The 22290-nt window shown below is 65.0% G+C and carries 19 protein-coding genes and 1 pseudogene; 14 read left to right on the top strand and 6 right to left on the bottom strand.

Features of this window, described 5'->3' with window-relative positions:
- Nucleotides 1-146: 146 nt before the first annotated feature.
- Together EN851_RS32390 and EN851_RS32385 are read right to left on the bottom strand one after the other, a co-directional pair.
- A complete protein-coding gene (locus EN851_RS32390) occupies nucleotides 147-1415 on the bottom strand; it encodes a cellulase family glycosylhydrolase (RefSeq protein WP_135930870.1) in 1269 nt (422 codons plus the stop codon).
- Nucleotides 1412-2581, bottom strand: coding sequence for a DUF1972 domain-containing protein (locus EN851_RS32385; RefSeq protein WP_135930869.1), 1170 nt, complete (start codon nucleotides 2579-2581; stop codon nucleotides 1412-1414). Before EN851_RS32385 ends, EN851_RS32390 begins: the two co-directional genes overlap by 4 nt.
- 430 nt (nucleotides 2582-3011) lie before the next feature.
- Between EN851_RS32385 and EN851_RS32380 the strand changes: the two genes are divergently transcribed.
- From EN851_RS32380 to EN851_RS32330, 11 genes are all read left to right on the top strand, one after another.
- The gene (locus tag EN851_RS32380; RefSeq protein WP_135930918.1) at nucleotides 3012-4181 is read left to right on the top strand and encodes a glycosyltransferase family 4 protein; all 1170 of its coding nucleotides are present in this window, start codon (nucleotides 3012-3014) and stop codon (nucleotides 4179-4181) included.
- Entirely contained in the window at nucleotides 4178-5479 is a 1302-nt protein-coding gene (locus EN851_RS32375; RefSeq protein ID WP_167531329.1) for a hypothetical protein, read from the top strand. Before EN851_RS32380 ends, EN851_RS32375 begins: the two co-directional genes overlap by 4 nt.
- Before the next feature lie 9 nt (nucleotides 5480-5488).
- Complete coding sequence (locus tag EN851_RS32370) at nucleotides 5489-6709, top strand: GNAT family N-acetyltransferase (protein WP_127870235.1); 1221 nt, start codon at nucleotides 5489-5491, stop codon at nucleotides 6707-6709.
- A gap of 34 nt (nucleotides 6710-6743) precedes the next feature.
- The gene (locus EN851_RS32365) at nucleotides 6744-7967 is read left to right on the top strand and encodes a GNAT family N-acetyltransferase (protein WP_135930868.1); all 1224 of its coding nucleotides are present in this window, start codon (nucleotides 6744-6746) and stop codon (nucleotides 7965-7967) included.
- Between the two features lie 109 nt (nucleotides 7968-8076).
- A complete protein-coding gene (locus EN851_RS32360; protein WP_127278490.1) occupies nucleotides 8077-8301 on the top strand; it encodes a hypothetical protein in 225 nt (74 codons plus the stop codon).
- A gap of 41 nt (nucleotides 8302-8342) precedes the next feature.
- Nucleotides 8343-10841, top strand: coding sequence for a DNA ligase D (ligD, locus tag EN851_RS32355; protein ID WP_135930867.1), 2499 nt, complete (start codon nucleotides 8343-8345; stop codon nucleotides 10839-10841).
- 349 nt (nucleotides 10842-11190) lie between these two features.
- Nucleotides 11191-12102, top strand: coding sequence for a Ku protein (locus EN851_RS32350; RefSeq protein WP_135930866.1), 912 nt, complete (start codon nucleotides 11191-11193; stop codon nucleotides 12100-12102).
- Nucleotides 12099-13217 carry a tetratricopeptide repeat protein gene (locus EN851_RS32345; protein WP_135930865.1) on the top strand — a complete coding sequence of 373 codons (1119 nt, stop codon included), beginning with the start codon at nucleotides 12099-12101 and terminating at the stop codon, nucleotides 13215-13217. The genes EN851_RS32350 and EN851_RS32345 overlap by 4 nt, the downstream gene beginning before the upstream one ends.
- A gap of 229 nt (nucleotides 13218-13446) precedes the next feature.
- Nucleotides 13447-14100, top strand: coding sequence for an alpha/beta family hydrolase (locus EN851_RS32340; RefSeq protein WP_135930864.1), 654 nt, complete (start codon nucleotides 13447-13449; stop codon nucleotides 14098-14100).
- 173 nt (nucleotides 14101-14273) lie between these two features.
- The gene (locus EN851_RS32335) at nucleotides 14274-15044 is read left to right on the top strand and encodes an exodeoxyribonuclease III (RefSeq protein ID WP_135916493.1); all 771 of its coding nucleotides are present in this window, start codon (nucleotides 14274-14276) and stop codon (nucleotides 15042-15044) included.
- A 148-nt stretch (nucleotides 15045-15192) separates the two neighbouring features.
- The gene (locus EN851_RS32330) at nucleotides 15193-16386 is read left to right on the top strand and encodes a hypothetical protein (RefSeq protein ID WP_135930863.1); all 1194 of its coding nucleotides are present in this window, start codon (nucleotides 15193-15195) and stop codon (nucleotides 16384-16386) included.
- Here EN851_RS32330 and EN851_RS36565 read toward each other — a convergent pair whose 3' ends face one another.
- Nucleotides 16387-16488, bottom strand: a complete 102-nt coding sequence (locus EN851_RS36565) for a putative RiPP precursor (RefSeq protein WP_189521988.1) — start codon at nucleotides 16486-16488, stop codon at nucleotides 16387-16389.
- Between the two features lie 318 nt (nucleotides 16489-16806).
- Here EN851_RS36565 and EN851_RS32325 point away from each other — a divergent pair, with 318 nt between their 5' ends.
- A complete protein-coding gene (locus EN851_RS32325; protein ID WP_135930862.1) occupies nucleotides 16807-18324 on the top strand; it encodes a WD40 repeat domain-containing protein in 1518 nt (505 codons plus the stop codon).
- On the opposite strand, the gene EN851_RS37465 is transcribed toward EN851_RS32325, so the two are convergent.
- The gene (locus EN851_RS37465; protein ID WP_245520864.1) at nucleotides 18249-19763 is read right to left on the bottom strand and encodes a sulfotransferase family protein; all 1515 of its coding nucleotides are present in this window, start codon (nucleotides 19761-19763) and stop codon (nucleotides 18249-18251) included. The genes EN851_RS32325 and EN851_RS37465 overlap by 76 nt on opposite strands.
- A 217-nt stretch (nucleotides 19764-19980) precedes the next feature.
- Between EN851_RS37465 and EN851_RS32315 the strand changes: the two genes are divergently transcribed.
- Both EN851_RS32315 and EN851_RS32310 read left to right on the top strand, forming a co-directional pair.
- A complete protein-coding gene (locus EN851_RS32315) occupies nucleotides 19981-20226 on the top strand; it encodes an exopolysaccharide production repressor protein (protein WP_135930861.1) in 246 nt (81 codons plus the stop codon).
- A 530-nt stretch (nucleotides 20227-20756) separates the two neighbouring features.
- Nucleotides 20757-21056: a DUF1236 domain-containing protein gene (locus tag EN851_RS32310; protein ID WP_127870245.1), complete on the top strand. Its 300-nt coding sequence runs from the start codon at nucleotides 20757-20759 to the stop codon at nucleotides 21054-21056.
- A gap of 85 nt (nucleotides 21057-21141) precedes the next feature.
- Here EN851_RS32310 and yghU read toward each other — a convergent pair whose 3' ends face one another.
- Together yghU and EN851_RS37940 are read right to left on the bottom strand one after the other, a co-directional pair.
- The gene (yghU, locus tag EN851_RS32305) at nucleotides 21142-22008 is read right to left on the bottom strand and encodes a glutathione-dependent disulfide-bond oxidoreductase (RefSeq protein WP_127870246.1); all 867 of its coding nucleotides are present in this window, start codon (nucleotides 22006-22008) and stop codon (nucleotides 21142-21144) included.
- 178 nt (nucleotides 22009-22186) lie between these two features.
- Nucleotides 22187-22290: pseudogene (locus EN851_RS37940) on the bottom strand (IS110 family transposase); the annotation flags it as partial.

The raw sequence follows: 22290 nt of genomic DNA, 5'->3' as shown, positions 1-22290 counted from the left end.
TGGCGGCTTCTGCGCTGGCTCTCTCTTGCAGCATAGGCGATTGGCGAAGGCGGACGTGCCTCCGATCTCCCCCCTCGTGGGGGAGATGTCCGGAAGGACAGAGGGGGCGTGAAGGAACTCGACGATTGCCCGTGTGGGACGGCAACCTACCCCGGCATCCTCAACCCAAGCGCCTCGACCATCGCCGGGTCGAGCGCGCGCGTCGTGTCGTCCATCATGCCCATACCGTCGAAGAGGTCCCAGAAGGCCCAGGGGAAGCCTGATGCCTCGGCGCTCTGCCTGACATCGGCGATATAGCGGGCACGGTCGGGGTTGGGGGCGGCGACGTAGCGGGCGTCGGTGCGCAGCGCGCCGAATTCGCCGATGATGACGCGGCCAGGCGCGATGCCGTGGCTGTCGGCCCAGTCGCGCGCCTGGCCGATATATTTGTCGATGAACCAGCGGTCGGGCCTGGCGTCGAAATAGACCCTGAGCACGCGCTCGGTTTCGGCATAGGCGGCCTGCTTGTCCGCTTCGGAGGTCTCGATGTCATCAGCCATGCGCGCCCTGACGGAGGCCAGCGTCTGTTCGAGCGAACCGGCGGAAGCCGGCCATGGCACGTTGTTCAGCGCACGGTAGACGGGCTCGCGCATCCAGGGCGCGCCCTGGTGGCTGAACAGATAGGGTTCGTAGAAGTGGAAGGTGAACAGGATCGGCTCGAAGGCCGCCAGCGGCTCCGGGTCGAGCGCGGCGAGCCCGCTCACCATCGAGCCGCAGCCGCCGGTGACGACCAGCGGCAAGGTCGACGTCGATGCCCTGGCAGCCGTCAAAAGAGCCGCCTGGACGTTGGACCAGGCATTGGAAGAGCAGGATTGCGGCGGCTCGTTGACCGGTTCCAGCGCCACCATGCCCTGTGCGAAGCGCTGCAGCCTGCCGGCAAGCGTGCCGACCAGCGCGCGATAGGCTGCGAATTCGGGGGCGGCGGTGCTGGAGACCATGCGGTCGGGATTCCAGTAATGGGTGGCGCCGTTGGCCTGCACGTTGACGATGATGCCGAGGTCGGCATCGAGGGCGGCCGCGACGGCATCGTCCAGCATCGCCAGCAATTTCGCGCGCGTGGCGGCGTCGGCGGCGAGGAACGGCCCGGGATCGACCGGCAGGCGGATGAAATCGAGCCCGGTCCGGCGCAGCCGGCGAAGATCGTCCGGTGTCGGCACCGGCCGCTGCGACTGGAAGGGCGGCCAGGCATAGTCGGTGCGCGGCGCGGGAAACTCACGCGTCAGCGCGAACCAGGGCCAGGCATTGACGCCGCGGCGAAAGCGCCATTCGCCAGTGGCGGCCAAAGCGGGTGGCGCGAAAGAAAGCGCCGCCGTGGCGGGCACCAGCGCCGTCGACAGCGCGGTCCTCAGCAGCCGCCGTCGCGACCAACCCGTCATACGGCGCCGGGCGAGGGGCGATCGACCGGCACGGCGCCGGCGGCGGTCACGCCCAGAAGCCGGTAGGCTTCGGTCTCATAGGCAAGCAGGACATCGTCCCAGCGGAAGACTTCGTTGGCGCGAGCCCTGGCGGCCGCGCCGCAGGTCCTGACCAGGGCGTCATCCTCCATCGCCTGCCGCATCCGCTCGGCGCAGCTGCGCGCATCGGTGAAATAGATGGCGGCCGCGCCCGCGGTCCATCTGTTGTAGGGGTTGTCGTGGGCGATCACCATGTTGCCGGCGGCCAGCGCCTCGACCAGCGACGGGTTGGTGCCGCCGACGGTGTGGCCATGCAGATAGGCGCGCGCGTGAAAACGCAGCGCCTTCACCGCCGCCTGGTCGTAAATGGCGCCGGGCAGCACCACCGAGGCGTTGGCTGCCTCGCGGACGGCGACATGATACGGAATTTCAGGGGAGAGCGTGCCCAGAACCACCAGCTTCATGTCGCGCTTCTGGCTGCAGAAGGCCTCGACGATGGGCAGGATGTTGTTGTCCGGCTCGATGCGCGCGATCGAGATCAGGTATTTGCCGGGCTCGAGGCCGAGCGCGCGCACCGGCGCCTCCGGCGCCGCTGTCACCGGGTCGGCGCCATAGGTGATGGTGGCTATGGCGTTGCGCGGCCGGCGCGTTGCCAGGTGATCCGCGATCACCGGATGGTCGGCGACGAGACGGTGCGAGGCCCAGGCGCCTATCCACTCGTTGAGCCAGAACCATGTGCGTGCCGCCACACCCCATTTGGGCCGGCGCCACTCGATGCCGTCCATGTTGGTGATGATCTTGCGCCGCATCAGCCTCAGCCAGGTCAGGAAGACAGCGCCATTATAGCCGAGCACCAGGCAGACGCCGGGCCGACGGGCGGCGTCGAGCACGCATTGCCAGTCGAACTCCAGCGTCGCGCGCGGGCCTTTCGAGGCGACCTGGACATGGATCAGATCGATGCCTTTCCAGGTGTCGACGCGCACCCTCCGGTCGACCCGCTCGACCTCCTCCTGGCAGTAGACGCCGACCTTCCAGCCGCGCCCGGCAAGAAACAGCGCCAGCTTCTCGGCGAAGGTCTCAAAGCCGCCATGGGCCGCGGGAATGCCGCGCGTCCCAAGGATGAGGATGGTGGGCGTTTCCGGTCTCATGGCTACTGGCGCTTTCAATCCGCTCGATTCCGCAATGCGAGGCTGTTCCAATCCCGAAACCGCTGCCTGGCGATATCCATACCAGAGTCGGGGTTCGCTCATTATCGCACCGGGGTTGTAAAATATTTCTTCAGGCCGCCGGGGTTGTTTCACTATCGGTCAACCTTCCATGCGTATGTATCGAAACGAGGCATTGCCGGGACCTGGCGGCCGGAAGACGGTCAAACCAGGCCCGGCACGATCCTTGCTCGTGGACTTCTGCGCGCCAGAATCGGCGGAGGGCGTGCAGCATTGGAGTGGTGATCCGGATCTCATCCGTTTCATGGCAACCAGTGGAGTCCAAAGGGGTGTTGGACTTGAAGTTTCCTGTCGCTGATGCCGTCAGGCGGCGGAATCGTACACCACCCCTGACAGAAAGATGCATGTGAAGATGCGGATTGCCTGCATCCATCAGGGCTATGAACTCTATGGCTCCGACCGCAGCTTCGCGGAGAGCGTGGCCGCGCTGCGCGCCGCGTTTCCGTCAGCCGACATCGAAGTGGTCCTGCCGCGCGGCGGACCGATCGTGCAGATCCTCGAACCGCATGCGGCCCGGATCGTCTTCGAGCCGCTCTGGGTGCTGAGGCGCCAGGCCATTGCGCGCCTTGCCACCATCGAGATGGCGCGGCTGCCGGTCGCGGTGCTGAGGGCCTGGCGGCGGCTCAGGGATTGCGACCTCACCTATGTCAACACCTCGATCGTGGCCGACTATGCGCTGGCCGCCCGCCTTCTGCCCGATAAGGCCGTGCTGCACATCCATGAAATTCCCGAAGGCGCCATGCGCAGGATCCTTGTCGGCCTGATGCACTGGAGCCGTGCCGATCTCATCTTCAACTCGCGCGCCACCCGCGCCGCGTTCGGCGAGCCCCGATCCGCGCGCTCCCATGTGGTCTATAACGGCGTTGCCGGCCCGCCGGCGGCCGAAGCGATGACCTATGACGGCAAGCGTCCGCTCAAGGTGCTGCTGCTTGGCCGCATCAACAGGATCAAGGGCCAGGAAGTGCTTCTGGAGGCGATCGCCTCGCTGCCGGCGGACCTCAGGTCGAGGGTCGAGGTGCGCCTGGTCGGCGGCGCCTTCGAAAGCGTCGAGCGCGAGCGCGCGCTGGCCGAACTGGTCGACGGCATGGGGCTCAGCGGACGCGTCAGCGTGCTGCCCTTCATTCCCGACCCGTCCGAGCATTATCGCTGGGCCGATATCGTCACAGTGCCGTCGCGGCGTCCCGAATCGCTCGGCCGCGTCGCCATCGAAGCGATGGCCTATGGCCGGCCGCCGCTGGTGTCGGCGATCGGCGGGCTGGTCGAGGTGGTCGCGGACGGCGAAACCGGCTGGCATGTTCCGCCCGGCGATGCCGCCGCGCTCGCCGGCAAACTCGAGGAAATCATCCTGCGGCCCGAGGCCTGGCGCTCCTTTGTCGCCGCCGGGCGGGCGCGCTACGAGGCGGTCTTCAGCGAGCCGGTCGCGGCGGCGGCGATCGCGGCCATAGCCACGGACAAGCTGAAGGCAACCATCGCCAAGCCGAGCCGGACGGCAACCGCGCGCCAGGCGGAGACACGGCCGTGAAACTGCCTGGCCATCTGGTGCGGCGCCTGGTGCTGATGATCGGCGGCGAGGCGATGCAGAGCGGCTTCCACTTCGCCCTCAACATCGCGCTGCTGCACATGCTGTCGGCGCAAGGCTATGGCCTGTTCGCCATCGGCATGGTGATGGGCGGCGTCGGCCTGTCCTACATCAGGTCGCTCACCGCCGTTCCTGCCTCGATCTGGATGGGCAAGAGCACCAACAGCGCCGGCGTCAACGCCTATGACGTGGCCTTCGGGACGGCGGCGCTGGTCGTCGCGCTGCTGATGGCCGTCGGCACGGCGGTGGTGATGCGTCTTTTGGGCGATCCCAGCGGAATTGCCGCCGGTTGCTTCGTCGGTGCATGGTCGCTGCGCAGCCACATGCGCACGGCCTTCTTCGCGCGCCGCCAACAGGTGATCGTCTCCATCAGCGATGCCGCCTTCACCATCGCCGGCACCGTCATGGCCGGCCTGGCGATCTCGATGGCCGGGGACATGCTGCAGACCGTGTTCTACGCGCTCGCGGCGGCCAATCTGTTCGGCATCTTCGTCCTGGTCCGGCTGGCGCGCCGCACGATGCGCATCAGCTTCCGCATGCCGACGCGGCGGCGCTATGCAAGGCTCTGGGCCCAGCTCTGCTGGTCGGCATTCAGCGCCACCACCACCAACATCCAGGGCCAATGCCTGGCGCTGCTGGTCGCCGGCATTGCCGGGCCGGCCGCCTACGCGCCGCTGGCGGCGGTGATCGTGCTGTTCGCGCCGCTGCGCATCAGCAGCCTTGCCTTCGTGAACATGACGCAGCCGGAACTCGCCAAGCTGATGCGCAACAACGAGACGCGCCGTGTCTGGGCGCAGGCAAAGCTGTGGGCCCTCGTCATGGGGCTCGGCGCGGTGGCCTATGGATGCGCCATCCTGTTCGTCCTGCCGATGATAAAATCGCAGGCTCTCCAGAATGCGTCGGTGGAGTTCATCGGGCTTTTCGTGATCGCGAATTTCATCCCCATCATGCTCTACATCATGCCCCGCATCGTGCTGGAGATCATGGGCGACTTCCGCATCGTCGCATTCATCACCCTGGGCGGCGCCATCGTCGGGCTGGCGTTGATCGCGATCCTGCTGGCGGTCGCGTCTCCGCCCTGGTCGCTGGCTGGTTCCGCGCTCTCCGAGATCTTCGTGCTCGTGGCATCGTGGTATTTCGTGCATCACCGCATGTGGAACATCGAACATCCGGACCAGCAGCGCGACAGCCGGCTGGGTTCGTGGCGGCGGGCGGTTTCGTTCGCCGCGGTAAGACGGTAGGAGAGGGACGTGTCAGGCCAGGCATTGCAAGTTGCCGCGGTGACCGACCTGCCCGGCGGGCAGGTTCCGCACCCCGCCGCCATCGCCGCCAACGACGCCTATACGGCGAAACTGCACACCAGCCTCGAGACGGTCAGGCCGCTCTGGCTGCGCCTGCAGGCGCAGGGCGTGTGCACCGGCCACCAGAATTTCGCCTGGGCCGAAGGGATCGTCGCGCGGCTGCTGCCGGAAAGCGCTGAACTCCTCATCGTCGAGGTGGGCGACGCCGCGACGGGCGAACCCAGAATGCTTGTGCCGCTGATGCGGCGCAGGGCGTTCCACCATTGGGTGGTGGAATGGTTGAGCTGTGGCGTCTGCGATTATGCGGCGCCGCTGCTGGCCGATGCCAGCCCGTGGAGCAGGCAATCCGCGCAGGCCGCGTGGGCGGCGGTGCGCTCGGCGCTGCCGCCGTCGGACCGTGTCCACATCGTGGGAATTCCGCGACAGATCCACGGCGTCGCCAATCCGCTGGCCTTGCTGCCAGCCACGCGCGATTCCATGCAGACCACGTTCGGCCTCGCCATCGACGGCGACCCGCAAACAGTCCTCAAGCGTCTTTGCAGGCCGTCCTTCGTCAAGGAATTCGGCAAGGACTGGCGTCGCCTCGAACGGCTTGGCGGGGTGGAGCTGGTCGAGGCCGGCGCGCCGGCCGAGCTCGAGCGCATCTTCGGTGAACTGGTGCGGATGCGGCTCGACCGCTTTCGCGAGCTTGGCCGCTTCGATTTGCTGACGCAGGAGAAGATCGTCGATTTCTACCGGAACGCGGCCGTTCAGGGCCTGTTGGACGGTTCCGTGCGGCTTTTCGGGCTGCTCGTCGGCGAGGCTCTGATCGCGGTTCAATATCTCCTGGTTCATCAAGGGACTGTTCATGCTCTGCTGATAGCAATGGACCAGGGCGTCGTGCCCAATGTCTCGCCGGGGCTTGCAATCATGGGCAGGTTGATCGGCTGGGCGCGCGAACAGGGCTTTGGGTATTTCGACCTCTCCGTCGGCAACCAGAGCTACAAGGAACATATGGGCGCCAAGGGTTCGGTATTGGTCGAACTCCGCCATGGGTTCACGATGCGGGGCAGTGTGGCCAATGCCGCCATCGAGTTCCGCAGGCGGGCCGAGGCGTTCGTGCGCTCCAACCCAAGGCTGCTCAAAGCGGTCCAGGGAACGATGCGGGGTTTGCGGCGCTTGCGTGGTTGATGCCGGGGCGGGCCAGAACGGATAGGAGAAGCATGTGGCAAGCCTGGCAGTGCAGCCGGCCGCGGCGGCGGATGCACCGGTACAACCCGTTTCTCCGATCAGAGCCGGCATTGACGTCGGCGCGCACTATACGGCGCGGCTGCACACCAGCTTCGACACCATAAGGCAGCTCTGGCAACGCCTCGAGGAAACCGGCCTGTGCACCGGTCACCAGGGCCTTGCCTGGGTGGAAGGGATCGCCAGCCGGCTGATGCCCAAAAGTGCCGATCTGCTCGTCGTCGAAGTCAACGACGCCGCCACGGGCGCGCCTGTCATGCTGCTGCCGCTGATGCGGCGCCGGGCGCTCGGCCACCATGTGATCGAATGGCTGAGCTGCGGCGTGTGCGATTATTCGGCGCCGCTGCTGGCCGATGCCAGGCATTGGACCACGCAAAGCGCCGACGCCGCCTGGGCCGCGGTCCGCGCCGTGCTGCCGCCGGCCGACCGCATCCACGTGGCGGGAATCCCGCGACAGATCCACGGCGTCGCCAACCCGCTGGCGCTGCTTTCGGCGGCGCGCGACTCCATCCAGATCGCCTCGGGCCTGGTCCTGGATGGCGAGCCGGAAACGCTGATCAAGCGTATCTGCAAAAAGTCCTTCACCAAGCATTTCTACAAGCACTGCCGCCGCTTCGAACAGCTCGGCGGCCTCGCACTGGTCGAAGCCGAGACGCCTGACATGATCGAGGAGCAGTTCGGAACGCTGCTGGACCTCAGGCTCAACCGCTTTCGCGAGCTCGGCCGCTTTGACCTCCTGACCCAGGCGCCGATCGTCGACTTCTACCGCAATGCCGCCCTGCAGGGGCTTTCCGACGGCTCGGTGCGGCTGTTCGGGCTGCGCGTCGGTCAAGCCTATCTCGCCGTGATCTACGTGCTGGTCATGAAGGGCACCTTGCACGCCCTGCTGCTCGGGATCGACCAGGAGGCGGTGCCCAACGTCTCGCCGGGCCTGACCACGATCGGCAAGCTTATGATATGGGGGCGGGGGCAAGGGCTCGGCTATTTCGACCTTTCGGTCGGCAGCCAGGGATACAAGCAGCATATCGGCGCCGCGAGTTCGGTGCTGGCCGAATTGTGCGAGCCGATGACGCTGAAGGGCAGGGGCTCGACCGCCTATATCAGGCTGCGCGGCAAGACCGAGCTTTTCGTGCGCTCCAAGCCGCGGCTTTACAAGGCCGTGCAGGGCGTGATGCGCCGTTTGCGGCGGTTGAAGACCTGAAGGGCGCCCGCGAAATTGACAGGGCCGCGCGTCTCCGCCATCCTTGGGGCCAGTCGCCGGGCGGCCAAGAGCGGCCGAGTTCCGTGTCAGGCGACCGAGGGCGAAGCGCATGTCCACTGCCGTGAACAGCCAGAACTCCAAGCGCGCCGCGGTGCGCAAGGCGCTCGACCGCCACAAGGTCTACATCACCGCGCAGAGTTTCTCGGGCGGCACCTACAGTGCGCGCGTGCTGGTCGACGGCGAGGCCTATTGGGTCGACGAATTCCGCTTGAGCCAGTTGCAGCAGGGGCTGTCGCCGGCCGAGCTTGAGCTGACGCCGGCGATTGACGATTGAGACGCTTGTTTGCTGTTGCCACGCGCTTCGATCTCTGACCGATGGCCAGCCCTCCCAAGCTCAAGACCTACCGCGCCAAGCGCGAATTCTCCAAGACGCCGGAACCCGCCGGCGGCCTGATCGTCGGCGACGGCAATCGCTTCGTCGTCCACAAGCACCACGCCACGGCGGATCATTACGATCTGCGCCTCCAGGTCGGCGATGTCCTGAAAAGCTGGGCGGTGCCGCGCGGGCCTTCGCTCAACCCGGCCGACAAAAGACTGGCGGTGGAGACCGAGGACCATCCGCTCGAATATATCGATTTCGAGGGCGTCATCCCCGAGGGCGAATATGGCGGCGGGCCGATGATCGTCTGGGATACCGGCAGCTGGGCGCCGATGGACGATGTCGACAAAAGCCTGCGCACCGGCGCCTTCAAGTTCCGGCTGGCCGGCGAAAAGCTCAATGGCGGCTGGATGCTGACCCGGCTGAAGCCCAAGCCCGGCGAGGACGAGACCAAGAAGAACTGGCTCTTGTTCAAGGAGCGCGACCTCGCCGCCGACACGGCGTTGGACATTCTCGAAGCGCGGCCGGACAGCGTCAAATCCGGATTGCGCATCGAGGAGTTGGTGGCACCGCCGAAGCCGGTCGCGAAGTCCGCGCCAAAGCCTGGTTCGCTGAAGCCGGGCGGCCTGCCCGGCGCGGCCAAGGCGCCGGCGCTCAGCCGGATCGAGCCGCAACTGGCGACCCAGGTGCCGAAGCCGCCGGGCGGCGAAAGCCCTGCCGAGAATACGAACGAGCTGTGGCTGCACGAGATCAAATTCGACGGCTACCGCACCATGGCGCATGTCGCCAATGGGGAGGTGCGGTTGATCACCCGTGGCGGCATCGACTGGACGAAGCGCTATGGCGACCTGGCCGGTGCGTTCGCCAAGCTGCCGTGCCGCGAGGCGATCATCGACGGCGAGATCGTCGTGCTCGACGCCAAGGGCATTTCCCGCTTCGCGCTGCTGCAGGACGCGCTGGCGAGTGGCGCCGGCAGCAAGCTGCATCTCTATGCCTTCGATCTGCTGCATCTCGACGGCTGGGACCTGATGAAGGTGCCGCTCATCCGGCGCAAGGCGCTGCTGGCCGAACTGCTTGGCGGGCTCGGCGCCAATTCCGCCATCCAGTTTTCCGACCATGTCGAGGGTTCGGGGCAGGGGCTTTTTGATCAAGCTTCGGATATGGGGCTGGAAGGCGTCGTCTCGAAACGGGCGACCGCCATCTACCAGAGCGGCCGCACCAAGAGCTGGACCAAGACCAAGGCGCTGAAGAGCGAAGACTTCGTCATTGCCGGCTACACCGTCTCCGACGCGGCGGAAGGGCTGGCAGCTCTTGGCATGGCCGAATGGGAGGATGGCGAACTGCACTATCGCGGCAAGGTCGGCACTGGCTTCGACCGCGCGACGGCCGCCGATCTCCTGGCGCGGCTGGAGCCGCTGACATCAGGCGCCTCGGTGCCCGAAGGGGCGCCGCGCGAAATCATGCGCGAGATGCACTGGGTGAAACCGTTGTTCTCGGCGCGCGTCCACTATGCCAACCGCACGGCGGACAATGCGCTGCGCCATGGCGTGTTTCGCGGCCTCAGGGATGTCGGCCTGTCGACGCCGGTGTCGACCAAGCGCAAGCGCCTGATCTCGGAGGCCGATCTGGCGACCATCTGGGTGACCAATCCGACGCGGCGTCTGTTCGGCAAGACCGGCCCGACCAAGCTCGACATCGCCGTCTATTACGCGCTGGTCGGCGATTTCATGCTGCCGCACATCCTTGGCCGCCCGGTGTCGCTGGTGCGCTGCCCGACCGGCCTGCCCAAGGACTGCTTCTTCCAGCGCCACGCCTTCACCGGCATGCCGCCTTCGGTGGTGACGTTCCAGGCGACCAATTCCGAGGGAGAGACCAAGTCCTATCTCTCGGTCGAGGGCGCGAAAGGCTATCTGGCGCTGGCGCAGTTCGGCGTCGTCGAATTCCACACCTGGGGCACGCACCGCACCAGCCTCGACAAGCCCGACCAGATCGTCTTCGACCTCGACCCGGGCGAGGGGATTTCCTGGCGCGAGGTGGTCGAGGCCGCCGTCCACATCAAGGGCGAGCTGGAGGGACTGGGGCTGGTGCCGTTTGCCAAGACTTCCGGCGGCAGCGGCATCCACATCACGGTTCCGGTGACGGGCAAGCAGAACTGGAAGAAGCTGCACCAGGCAACCAGCGCCATATCAACGCATCTGGCGGCGACCGCGCCCGACACCTTCACCACCACCATGGGCAAGGAAAACCGCAAGCGGCGCATCTTCATCGACTATCACCGCAACGCGCGCGGCCACACCTCGGCGGCGCCATACTCGCTGCGAGCGCGCACCAATCTGCCGGCCTCGACGCCGGTGAGCTGGAGCGACCTGGAGGCGATCGATGCGCCGCAGGATTTGAATTATGCCTCGCTGCCTGGGTTGCTGGAGACGTCGGGCGATCCGTGGGCGGAGATCGATGAGTTTGCCAGGGATTTGCCGGTGTTTGGCCATGTGTAAGCCGGAAGCGTCGGCGCAATCCCTACACTTCGTCATCCTAGGGTCTTCGCGACGTCGCTTCGCGACTGCTCCGCCCTAGGATGACGAAGCACCAAGTCCTCTCAGTTCCATCTCCATCGACGCTTCCGACAATTTGAATTATTCTCTTCCCGTGACCCAAAACGCGCCGGAAGGTTTCGTCAGGGATTTGCCGGTATTGTGCGGGGGTCGGTGTAGGATTTCCTCGGCGTCGATCGTCCTTCGGACGAAAAACGCTGCAGAGAGCATGATCCCGAAAAGTGGGAACCGGTTTTCGGATAAGATCATGCTCAAGCTAAAATGTCAGCGCATGGCCGCGTAGGAGTTCATCATGGCGCCCAGGGCAAGTTGGAAGGGTTACCTCAAGCTCAGTCTCGTCAGCTGTCCGGTGCGGCTATACCCCGCCACCAGCGCCAGCGAACGCATCTCGTTCAACCAACTGCACAAGAAGACCCACAACCGCATCAACATGAAGCCGGTCGATCCCGAGCTGGGACTCGTCGAGCGCGCGGATCTGGTCAAGGGCTATGAGTACGAGGACAAGCAGTACATCATCATCGATGATGCCGACCTCGACGCGGTGCGCATCGAATCCAACCATACGATGAACATCGAGGCCTTCGTCGACGAGGACGAGGTCGACGTCATCTACCAGGACGCGCCCTATTACATGGCGCCGGACGGGGCCATGGCGGAGGAAACCTTCGCTGTGCTGCGCGAGGCCATGCGCAAATCCGGCAAGCTCGCCATCGCCCGGCTGGTGCTGTCCAGCCGCGAGCGCGTGGTGACGATCGGCGCGCGCGAGAACGGCATGTTCGTGTGCACGTTGAGGAACCCCAACGAAGTGCGTGGCACGGCTGAATATTTCGGCAACATTCCGGCCGGCAAGCCTGATCCGGAAATGCTGCAGCTTGCCGAAGCGCTGATCAAGCAGAAGGGAACCACCTTCGATCCGAAGAATTACGAGGACCGCTACGAGGTCGCGCTGATGACGATGATCCGCGAGAAGCTGAAGGGCCACAAGCCGATCATCGCGGCGGCACCGGAGCGCGGCAATGTCATCAACCTGATGGATGCGCTGAAGGCCAGCCTGTCGCAGTCGAAGCCGCCGGCCAAGTCGAAGAGCAAGGCCGACGAAGTGGCGGCCAAACCCGCTGCTAAGAAGGCGGCAGCGGGCGGTGCTGCTCCTGAAAATCCGCTCAAGGCCAACCTGCTCAAGGCGGTCGGCAAGAGCAAGAAATGACGGCACCGGCCGTTGCGGGCGCTGTCTTCGGCACGATCGGCGCGCTGGCGGCGTTTCCGCTCAGGCTCGCCGCGCGCGAGGTGGAGCGCCAGCACGGCCAGCTCAGGCGCGGCGTCACCCGGCGTACCACGCATGTCGTGTTCGGCCGGACCTTGTTGGCCAAGGCAGGGCTGACGAAAAACGGCGATGCCGAGATTGAGCGCCGCGTCGTCGCCGAGCGCGCGGCCGGGCGCATGCTTCTCAGCGAGAACGGTTTCCTGCGACTGCTCGGGCTGATGAAGGCGCCCGAGGCGTCTTCGCTGTCGCGCCAATCGCTGATCGACCAGTCGAGGCTGTCCGGCGCCGATCTCGACCGGCTCAGCCTGTTCGATGCCTTCGAGCATGATGGCGAGCCCTATTCCTTCCGCGATCTGATCCTGGCGCGCAAATATGCCGGGCTGGTCGCCGGCGGCGCGACCTGGGGCGCGATCGCGCGCTCGGTGCACCGCTCCGGCCCGGTCGCCTCGCTCACCGCCAAGTCGCTCAATGTCGGCTCGCAGCATGGGCGCGCGGACGCGATCTATCTCGAAGGCGGCCAGAGCGAGCTCGACGGCCAGTTGCTGTTCGATCTGGGTGCCGCCACACGAGGCGACGACACGCTGGAAGACCTGTTCACTGAGGCGGAAGCGGCGGAGGAGGGCGGCGACCACGATGGCGCCGCCGCACTTTACCAGCGCTGCCTTGCCATCGATCCAACCGACGCCATCGCCGCCTTCAACCGCGCCAATTGTTTGCGCGGGTCCGGGCGCGCGGCTGAAGCCGCGCACGATTATGCCAGGGCGATAAAACTCGATCCGGCCTTCGTCGAAGCCTGGTTCAACCTTGCCGGGCTGATGAGCGAGCAAGGCCGCGACGCCTCGGCGCGAAGGCACCTGCAGAAAGCGATCGCGCTCGACAGGACTTATGCCGACCCGGTGTTCAATTTGGCGCGGCTGGAGTTTGATGCCGGCAATCTGCTGGAGGCGCGGCGGCTCTGGGTGCGCTATCTGGAGCTGGACAGCCAGTCCGAATGGGCTGGGGTGGCGGCCAGGGGCGTGCAATTCGTGGATATGCAATTGGCGCAGTCGGCGGGGTGACGATGATTGGCGAAAGCCGCGATGACAGCCGATCTCCCCACTTGTGGGGGAGATGTCCGGCAGGACAGAGGGGGGCGCTGTCCCGCCGGCGGATCCACTCATTTCAGACCGTCGCATTCCAGAGAGATTTGACCGAAGGCTGGCATTCCTTCGCGCCCCCCTCTGCCCTGCCGGGCATCTCCCCCACGAGGGGGGAGATTGGCAGCGTTAGCGCCGCGCGAGGAGCATAATGACCACCTTCCTCTTCGATGGCCACGACACCGCCCCCGTCACCATCCTGCTTGCGCATGGCGCGGGCGCCTCGATGGACTCTCCCTCGATGACCGCCACCGCCAAGGCACTCGCCGCCGTGGGCTTCCAGGTGGCGCGCTTCGAGTTCCACTACATGGCGGCGCGCCGCTACGGCCAGCGCAAGCCGCCGCCGCGCGCCGAGACGGTGAACCCTGAATACATCAAGGCGATCGCCGATCTCAGGGCCAAGGGCGTGACCGGGAAACTCATCATCGGTGGCAAGTCGATGGGTGGGCGCGTCGCCTCGATGGTCGCCGACGAGATGTTCGCCAAGGGTGAGATTTTGGGTCTGGTCTGCCTTGGCTATCCCTTCCATCCGCCCGGCAAGCCTGAGCAGCTGCGCACCAAACATCTCACCGGGCTGAAGACGCCGACGCTGATATTTCAGGGCACGCGCGACGAATTCGGCACCCGGGACGAGGTGGCCGGTTATGGCCTTTCCGATGCCATCGAAGTGATCTGGCTGGAGGATGGCGACCATGATCTCAAGCCGCGCAAAAGCGTGTCGGGTTTCTCGACGGCGGATCATCTGAAGACGCTTGCCGAGAGGGTGAAGGCGTGGGTGGCGCAGCCCTCGGTTTCGTCATCCTAGGGCGAAGCAAGGAGCGAAGCGACGCGTGCAGACCCTAGGATCCATGCCGTGACTTTCGAGAGCCGCCACGGAGCAGAACTCCGGCCCGTCGCATGCTACGCCAGACGTCACGGCATGGATCCTCGGGGCAAGCCCGAGGATGACGAAGTGCGGGGCGCCAGCGGCGTCCACCAATGAAGATCGCCTCGTTCAACATCAACAACATCAACAGCCGGCTGGACAACCTCCTGGCCTGGCTCGCCAGCGCAAAACCCGATGTCGTGTGCCTTCAGGAATTGAAGGCGCGCGACACGCAGTTTCCGCTGACAAGCCTCGCCAATGCCGGCTACGGCGCGGTGTGGAAGGGCGAGCCGACCTGGAACGGCGTCGCGATCCTGGCGCGCGGTGCCGAACCCGTGCTGACCCGCGACGCGTTGCCGGGCGACGATGCCGACCGCCAGAGCCGCTACATCGAGGCGGCGGTCGACGGTATCGTCATCGCCTGCCTCTATGCGCCGAACGGCAATCCGCAACCGGGGCCGAAATTCGCCTACAAGCTCGCCTGGCACGCGCGGCTGGGGGCGCATGCGGCACAACTCTTCGACACCGGCCTGCCGGTGGTGCTGGCCGGCGACTACAACATCGTGCCCGAGCCGCGCGACATCTACGCCACTCGCTCCTATGACGACAATGCGCTGGTGCAACCGGAAAGCCGCGCCGCCTTCGCCGCGCTGCTCGACCAAGGCTGGACCGACGCGTTGCGCAAGAAATACCCGAAGGAGACGCTCTACACCTTCTGGGATTACCGCCGGAACCGCTGGCCGCGCGACGCCGGCCTGCGGCTCGATCATATCCTGTTGTCGAAGACGCTCGTGCGCCGGCTGAAGGGGGCGGGGATAGACCGCGACGTGCGCGGGCAGGACGGCGCCAGCGACCATGCGCCGGTCTGGGTGGAATTGGGGTGAGGGATCTCGCGCCCGCTCATCATCAGCGGCGCATGCAGCCCTTTTCCGCAGGTCATTTCTCGCGCTAAGCTGGCAGCGCAGCGAGGGGGCCGGCTGATGCATTGCATTCGTGAAAACGGCGAGCGGCCATCATCGAAGCCTGTCCGCCATGAGTGACCTCGGCCTCATCGGAATCCTTCTCGCAGCGCTCGCGATCATTGCCGCCGCCGTCGCCGTCATCCGGCTGTTGCGCAAAGCGCGTGTCCGCCGCCGCGCGCTGCGCCGGGCCGATCCTGCCAACGACTACGCCATTCGCACCGACTGGAGCCGCAGCACCGGGACGATCAACTACTCGTCCTTCGTCTATTTCGATGTCGACCGCGACGGCCGCTACGGCGTGGCCGACCGGCCGATGGCCGGCATCATGGTGCGGCTGTTCGACGGACAAGGCGGCTTCGTCGCGTCATCGAGGACCAACAATGCCGGTTATGCCAATTTCACCATGTCGACGTCGGCGGTGAAGGCTGCACTCCGCTTGCCCGGCGCCTACCGGTTCTCGGTTTCGCTGCCGCCGGGCTGGCGCTCGCCCAGCGCCAACGAGACGCAGTCGATGGAGTTCCATTTGGCGCCCGGCTCGCCCACCGGGCTGGTGTCGCGGGACCTGCCACGGCCGGTCGGGCTGGCGCCGGTGCGCAGCCTGGCCGGCAGGATGGCGGCGGGCGGCAGCGCGACGCTGTCGGTGATGGCGAACGGGCAGGTGCTGGAGTGCCGGACGCTGGCCCCGGCCTCGGCCTTCCGCTTCGAGCTTGCCGAAGAAGCCGACACCATTGTGATCACCGGTGGCGGGCTCGATCGCCGGCTGGCGCTGTCGCCTTATCCGGCCGATCTCGGCCTGCTTTTACCCCGAGCCCTGGCCGACGGGGCGGCGCTGCGCACGATCGGCTTCGATGACGTCACCCAGCGCGGCTTCCGCAAGATCCCGTGCGGCCATGCGGGGCTGGAGTGGCGCAACCTGAACGCCATGGCGAAGGATCACACCAAGGACAGCGAGGGCTATGTCAACGGAAATGTCTCTGGCGACCACGTGGCCTATACCAGCAGCGGCTATCCGGCCGAGTTCAGCCGTGAGACGCCATTCGCCTTCCACTCGGTGTTGCTCAGCGTTGCGTGGCTGAAGGCGGAAGGGGAAACGGCGCTGATCGAAAGCTGGCGGGGTGAGCAGTTGGTCGCCAGCGATAAAGTGGTGCTGTCGGCGCTGACACCGCTCCACTACGCGCCGATGCTCGGGGAAGTCACCCGTGTCCGCCTTTCGGCAAAACACTCCTGGCAAATGGTCGTTGACGACCTCGTGCTGGCCGGCTGATTACTTGGTGATCGAGATCACGATCGGGCCGTTGACCGAGGCTGTGATCGATTTCAGATTGCCCTTCCGGATCAGAATGGGCCGTTCATAAATCTTCTTCATGATGCAAGCTCTCCACTATATCCCGGGCGGAGTGTGTCATAACTCCGCCTGCTGTCAATATTTCGCCCGGGATAGCTTAGTCCATATCGGCGGCGACCGTGGTAAATTGGACACTAGCCTTTATCGGCGTCGTTTGATCGAACCGGAGACCGTGGCTGCGGCGGCGCGATCGACCTCAAGCTGATTTCTCGAGCAGGGCCGCCGCGGATATTCTTCATGCCGCAGTGTCTGCGTCCGTCTTCCGCGAGCACGGGCGGCATTTTGCGATGTGCCCGTGACGCTGATAGTCTGGTCCAAGGGCCGGCGAGGGGAAGCGCGATGAACAGGTTGGCTGACAGGGTGCTGGGGCTCGTCCTGGCCGTGGTCGCGGTTGCCTGTCTGGCCGGGGTCTATCCGCTGATCGATACCCTTGCCGGGCACGGCTTTGCCGGGTTGGACGCGGCCGCGCCGCGTCTGGCGGCCTATTCGGTGGCCGCACTTGCCTGTTTCATCGGTGCGCTGCTGTTTCTGGCGGGCCAGTTGCCGGGCCGGCCCGTGCATGCGGCCGGAGTGCCGCTGTTCGGCAGGGATGCCGAGGTGGAACCGGCAGGCCGTCCGGGCCTGCGCCGGGCCTTCCTGGTGCTGCCGGTGGTTGTCGTGCTGGCGATGCTCGGTGACCAGTTCAACTCGTGGCGGCCGCATGAGGGTGGCCAGGACGTCGCCAGCGCGCCGCCCGTGGTTCCCGCGCCAAAGCCCGAGCCGCCAGCGCCGGCCCCGCCGCCAGCCCCCCCGGCCGCGGCAAACCCACCAACCGTATCGGTGCAACCAGCTCCGCCCGTGGTCGTGCCGCCTGTTTCGCCGGCGCCGGTCGTGCCGGCGCCGCCTGAGGTCGCGCTCATTCCGCCGGCCACGGTGGCGCCGCCGCCGCCGGCGCCACCGCCGCTGCCCACACTGCCCGAAGGCCATCGTGATGCCGTCGTCTGGCTGGCCGTAGCGCCGGACGGGCGTTCGATCATGAGCGCCAGCACCGACCGCACGATCAAGCTCTGGGATATCGGCGGCAAGCACCTGATCCGCAATCTCGGCGTGCACAAGGACATGGCGCGCACCGCGCTCTACATGCCCGACGGCATCAGCGCCCTGACGGCCGGGGACGACGGCGAGATCGTGCAGCGAAAACTCGCCGACGGCGCGGTCCTGCACGTCTTCCAATCCGGCCAGAACGGCGGCGTCAACAAGCTGGCGATCAGCCCGGACGGCAAGCACGCCGTCAGCGGGCACGACACCGGCAACGTCATCATCTGGGACCTCGTCAACGGCTCCGCGCAGCATGTGCTGACCGGCCATGAGTGGTCGATCAGCGCGGTCGTAGTCTCGCCCGATGGCAGGCAGGCCCTGTCGGGCAGCATCGACGGGACGCTGAAACTCTGGGACATCGAAAGCGGCAAGCAGCTGCGCAGCTGGCACGGCCATGAGCAAGGCACTTATGGCGCCGTGTTCACAGCCGACGGGCATCACCTGATCACCGGCAGCGGCGACCTGACGATCAAGGTCTGGGATCTCGACAGCGGCCGCGAGGTGAAGCGCTTCGAGGGCCACGAGGGTACGGTCTACGCACTGGCGTTGTCAGCGGACGGCAAGCGCCTGCTGTCGGCCTCGCTCGACGGCACCGCAAGGCTGTGGGACATCGAGAGCGGCAACCAGATCGCCATGTTCGACAGCCAGACCGGGCCGATCTACGCGGTGGCCTTCGCCGCCGACGGCACGGTGCTGACCGGCGGCTACGACCGCACAATCAGGGATTGGCCGGCCACCGGGGGCGACGGCGTCGTGCTGTTTGCGGGTGCGCCGGAGTGAGTGGAGATGTTGCGCCCACGCAATCGGAATGCTGAACGCGCCGAGCGCCTGGCCGACACGGACGGGGGGGCGCATTGTTGGGGTGTGCTCGGCGCCCGCGCCAGCCAGGGCGGCTCGTACCGCCGCAATAACATCATCGCACATTGCATGACGGCTGAAACTTCCGCGAAAGCGGAATAGGCAAAGGTTGCAAGGTCCGGCATCCTGACCGGGCATGGTCGGCAACCACCCGACGGGCGTCGACGAGAGAACAACCTCTTCGCCTTTGCAGCATTGGCCCGGCAAGCCGAGGGCGGACGGTTTATCGCCGGAGCAAGGTGCTGACGCCTCTGAAGTGACGGCCACGGCGTGTTACCGCGCCGTGAATCGAACCGTGCGGTTTTCCTTGTAGGACCAAGGTCTTGGGTGGTACGCGCAAAGGTCCGGGGGGCCTTGTTCGGTTCCGGCAATGTCCATTGGACGTTCCGCTGTTTTATCCAATTGATATATAATGATCCTGTCTCGACGTCAGCTCGAGAAGGGGCAAAAAGCCTGTTCCGACAGCCATCGACCGGCGACCGCCGCCAGGAAAGGCAAGCGCAAAATTGCCGCGAGAGCCGTTGGCAATCAGTGCCGGACCGAAAGCCGGCGGTCGTTGAGGTCGTTTGTTTCGGCAGCGAAAAACTCGACCTGCTCGATGCAGGCAGGCGCGCCTGGGCTTGCCGTGGCCACCACCACAATGCCGCGATCACCGCCGTGATGGCGGCTACCGTCAGTCCCAGCATGATGTAGGAGCCCTTGATGATGTCGCGAATTATCTTCTTGATCGTTTCGCGGTCGTTCAGGTTGGGGAAGGGCTCGTTCGGCTGCGCCACGTCGAGGAAATGGCAGAGCGGGCCCCAGCCTTCGCTGACCTTGAACACCAGCAGCTTTTCCGGCGGCACGGCCGCCTTAACCTCGTCGACATAGGCGTTGTAGCGGGCCACCGCCTTGTCGCGGTCGCCCATGACGCCGGCCAGCGTGCGGCCCCAGATCAGCTTGCGCGACATGTCGCCGAACTTGCGGCCGAACGGGGTGAGCCATTCCAGGATCTTGAACTGCCACAGGTTCTCGGTGAAGTAGATCGTGTCGATCGTGCTTTCGTACCATGCCTCGGCGCCGCGTGGGTGCAATGTCAGCAGCACCTTGGCGTCGGGGTAGGCCACCATCAGTTCGCGCCACACGCAGCAGCCGGGATTGTCGACCGTGGCGGTGTAGTTGGCGAACACCTTGTCCCAATCCTGCTGCGAACCGGGCGGGCTGTTGGCCACCTTGCGCCAGAAATCGAGATGGCCGGTGTTGGCCTTGTTCATGATCACTTCCTGCATGTGGTAGCAGGGCAGGCCAAGCTTGTTCAGCGCGGCAAAGGTCGACCATGTGCCGGTGCGGCCGAAACCGGCCCCGATCAATTTGAGTGTCATTCCCCCATCCCCCACCGGACTTCTTTTTCCCGATTACCCCGGTCCGTGAGCATCAAACTGCTCCTGCCAGCACCGGCGCGCAACAAATTTCTAGGTGGATGACCAGCCGGACACCCCGTACTTGCGTAGTTGCTAAAATAATGAAAGCCTGTGCGCGGGTGCGGAGTTTGGGCAGGGAGTCGCCGGGTCTGGGACGGTTCGGCGATCTTGAAGAGCGATGTATTTTGGGCCATTTCTCGTCGGCATGTCGGCGACCACGACGCTTGTCGCGGTCTGGACCTATATGGCTACCGGCTCCTTCTGGGAGGCGCTTGCCTGGACAGTGATGGTTCTGGTTGTCCTGCAGGTCGGCTACTTCGTGCTCGTCCTGGGGCTTGTCTACGGGCGCGCACAGGACGCCGTGACAAGCCAGGATGGAGTCAGCCAGGTGCCGCCGCTACATCGGGACGGCGTTCGGTTCTAACGAAGAGGCCTGGCTCCGCCCAGGACGACGCTCCCCGCAGCGCATTCCTTGGCCAGGAGGGTATCTGGAGGCTTTGCTGACCGGTTTGTCGAGCGTTGTCCACCCCTGCCAAATCGCGGCGGCCAAGGTGGAACGAAGCTGCGATGCGTGCGTTTTCCTGCCGTGGCCGGCGAGGCGCCACCTGCACCGGTCCGTTGAAGGCCCGCTCTGCTCCCGGCAGGGTGGGCCTTTTTTGGAAGGCGAGGTAAGCATGGGAACGACACCCCTCGCCATGCGTTAGCTGTTACTAAGGTGGAGTGGTGTCATTGCTTTGCCTTTGCAAAGCGTTTACGTCTTGCCATTCCAGAAAATCGAAGAAGTTTTTTCGGACTGCGAAGCATATCAGCGTTGATAGCTTCGCTTAAATATCCAACAAATTGTGGCATGTTGTTGGTCGAATGCCACATTCATTTCACATATAGGGATGGAACCTCCGAGTTTCGTGAGAGTTTTTGCTTGAGGCGGAGCAATTACCAATCATGGAGGTTATCATGAAACATTATCTCACGAGTGCCGCGGCTGCCATCGTCCTGCTGGGCGGCGTCGGCGCGGCTTTGGCGGACACCATCGTGGTCCAGCCGGAACAGGAGACCGTCGTTCGCGAATACGTCAAGAAGGAGCCGCTGGCGTCGGTGAACCTTCTGGGCGTCGAACTCAAGCTCGGATCGTCCGTGCCGGACAAGGTCGAACTGCGTGAAGTTCCCAACGTCAAGTACCGCGTCGCGGTGATCAACGATCAGACCGTGCTGGTGGACCCCGACACCCGTCAGATCGTTGAAGTCCTTCACTGATCCGTCTCACGCATCAGGCAAAAAGCCCATCACCGATTTAAGTCGGTGATGGGCTTTTTTACGTCGGGCACAGCTACCCTGAAATCTACTCGGCGGCCAGCTTGTCCTGCGTCCTGGTGTCGAAGTCGCTGGCATCATGGCGCTCGTGCAACTGCATGGCCGGTTCGCCGAAGGCGCGGTTGACCATGCGGCCGCGCTTTACCGCGGGGCGTTCATCGATCGCTTTCGCCCAGCGCTGCACGTTCTTGTAGTCCTGCACCGACAAGAACTCCCCGGAATCATTATACATCCTGCCGAGCGCCAGCCCACCATACCAGGGCCAGACCGCCATGTCGGCGATGGTGTAATCCTTGCCGCCGAGATATTCGGTCTCGGCCAGCCGGCGATCGAGAACGTCCATCTGACGCTTCACCTCCATCGAGAAACGGTCGATGGCATATTCGAACTTTTCCGGCGCATAGGCATAGAAATGGCCGAACCCGCCACCGAGATAGGGGGCCGAGCCCATCTGCCAGAACAACCAGGACAGGACTTCGGCGCGGGCCGGCTGTTCGGCCGGCAGGAACGCACCGAACTTTTCGGCGAGATAGACCAGGATCGAGCCGGATTCGAAAACGCGCACCGGCGTCTTGCCGCTGTGGTCCATCAGCGCGGGAATCTTGGAATTGGGATTGACCTCGACAAAGCCGCTGCCGAACTGGTCGCCATCGTTGATGCGGATCAGCCATGCGTCGTATTCGGCGCCCTTGTGGCCAAGCGCAAGGAGCTCTTCCAGCATCACCGTCACCTTGACGCCGTTCGGCGTCGCCAGCGAATAAAGCTGCAGCGGATGCTTGCCGACAGGCAAATCCTTGTCATGCGTCGGACCGGCGATCGGGCGGTTGATGCTGGCAAAGGTGCCACCATTGGCTTTGTTCCAGGTCCAAACTTTCGGCGGGGTGTATTCGGTCATGTCGGCTCTCGTATCGTGGGAAGGATGGGCAGGTCACCCATAGCTAGGGCTGCGGAGAAGGAAGTTCAACTTGTGTTGAACTATTGTCAATGTCAGCACGGACGTCGAATCTTCCTTCTCCCCTTGTGGGAGAAGGTGGCCTCGCGAAGCGAGGTCGGATGAGCGACTATCTGAGGTGTCAAGTTGCATTTGCGAACTCGTTTCGCGCATCGCGTGCTTTTGCATTGAGAATGACGAGCAGCTTGCGGGCGAGCGCGATGCGGATGACCATTTTCTCCTTTC

The sequence above is a fragment of the Mesorhizobium sp. M8A.F.Ca.ET.208.01.1.1 genome, assembly GCF_004791315.1.
Classification (GTDB): Bacteria; Pseudomonadota; Alphaproteobacteria; order Rhizobiales; family Rhizobiaceae; genus Mesorhizobium.
This window is presented reverse-complemented; position numbering and strand designations above follow the sequence as displayed.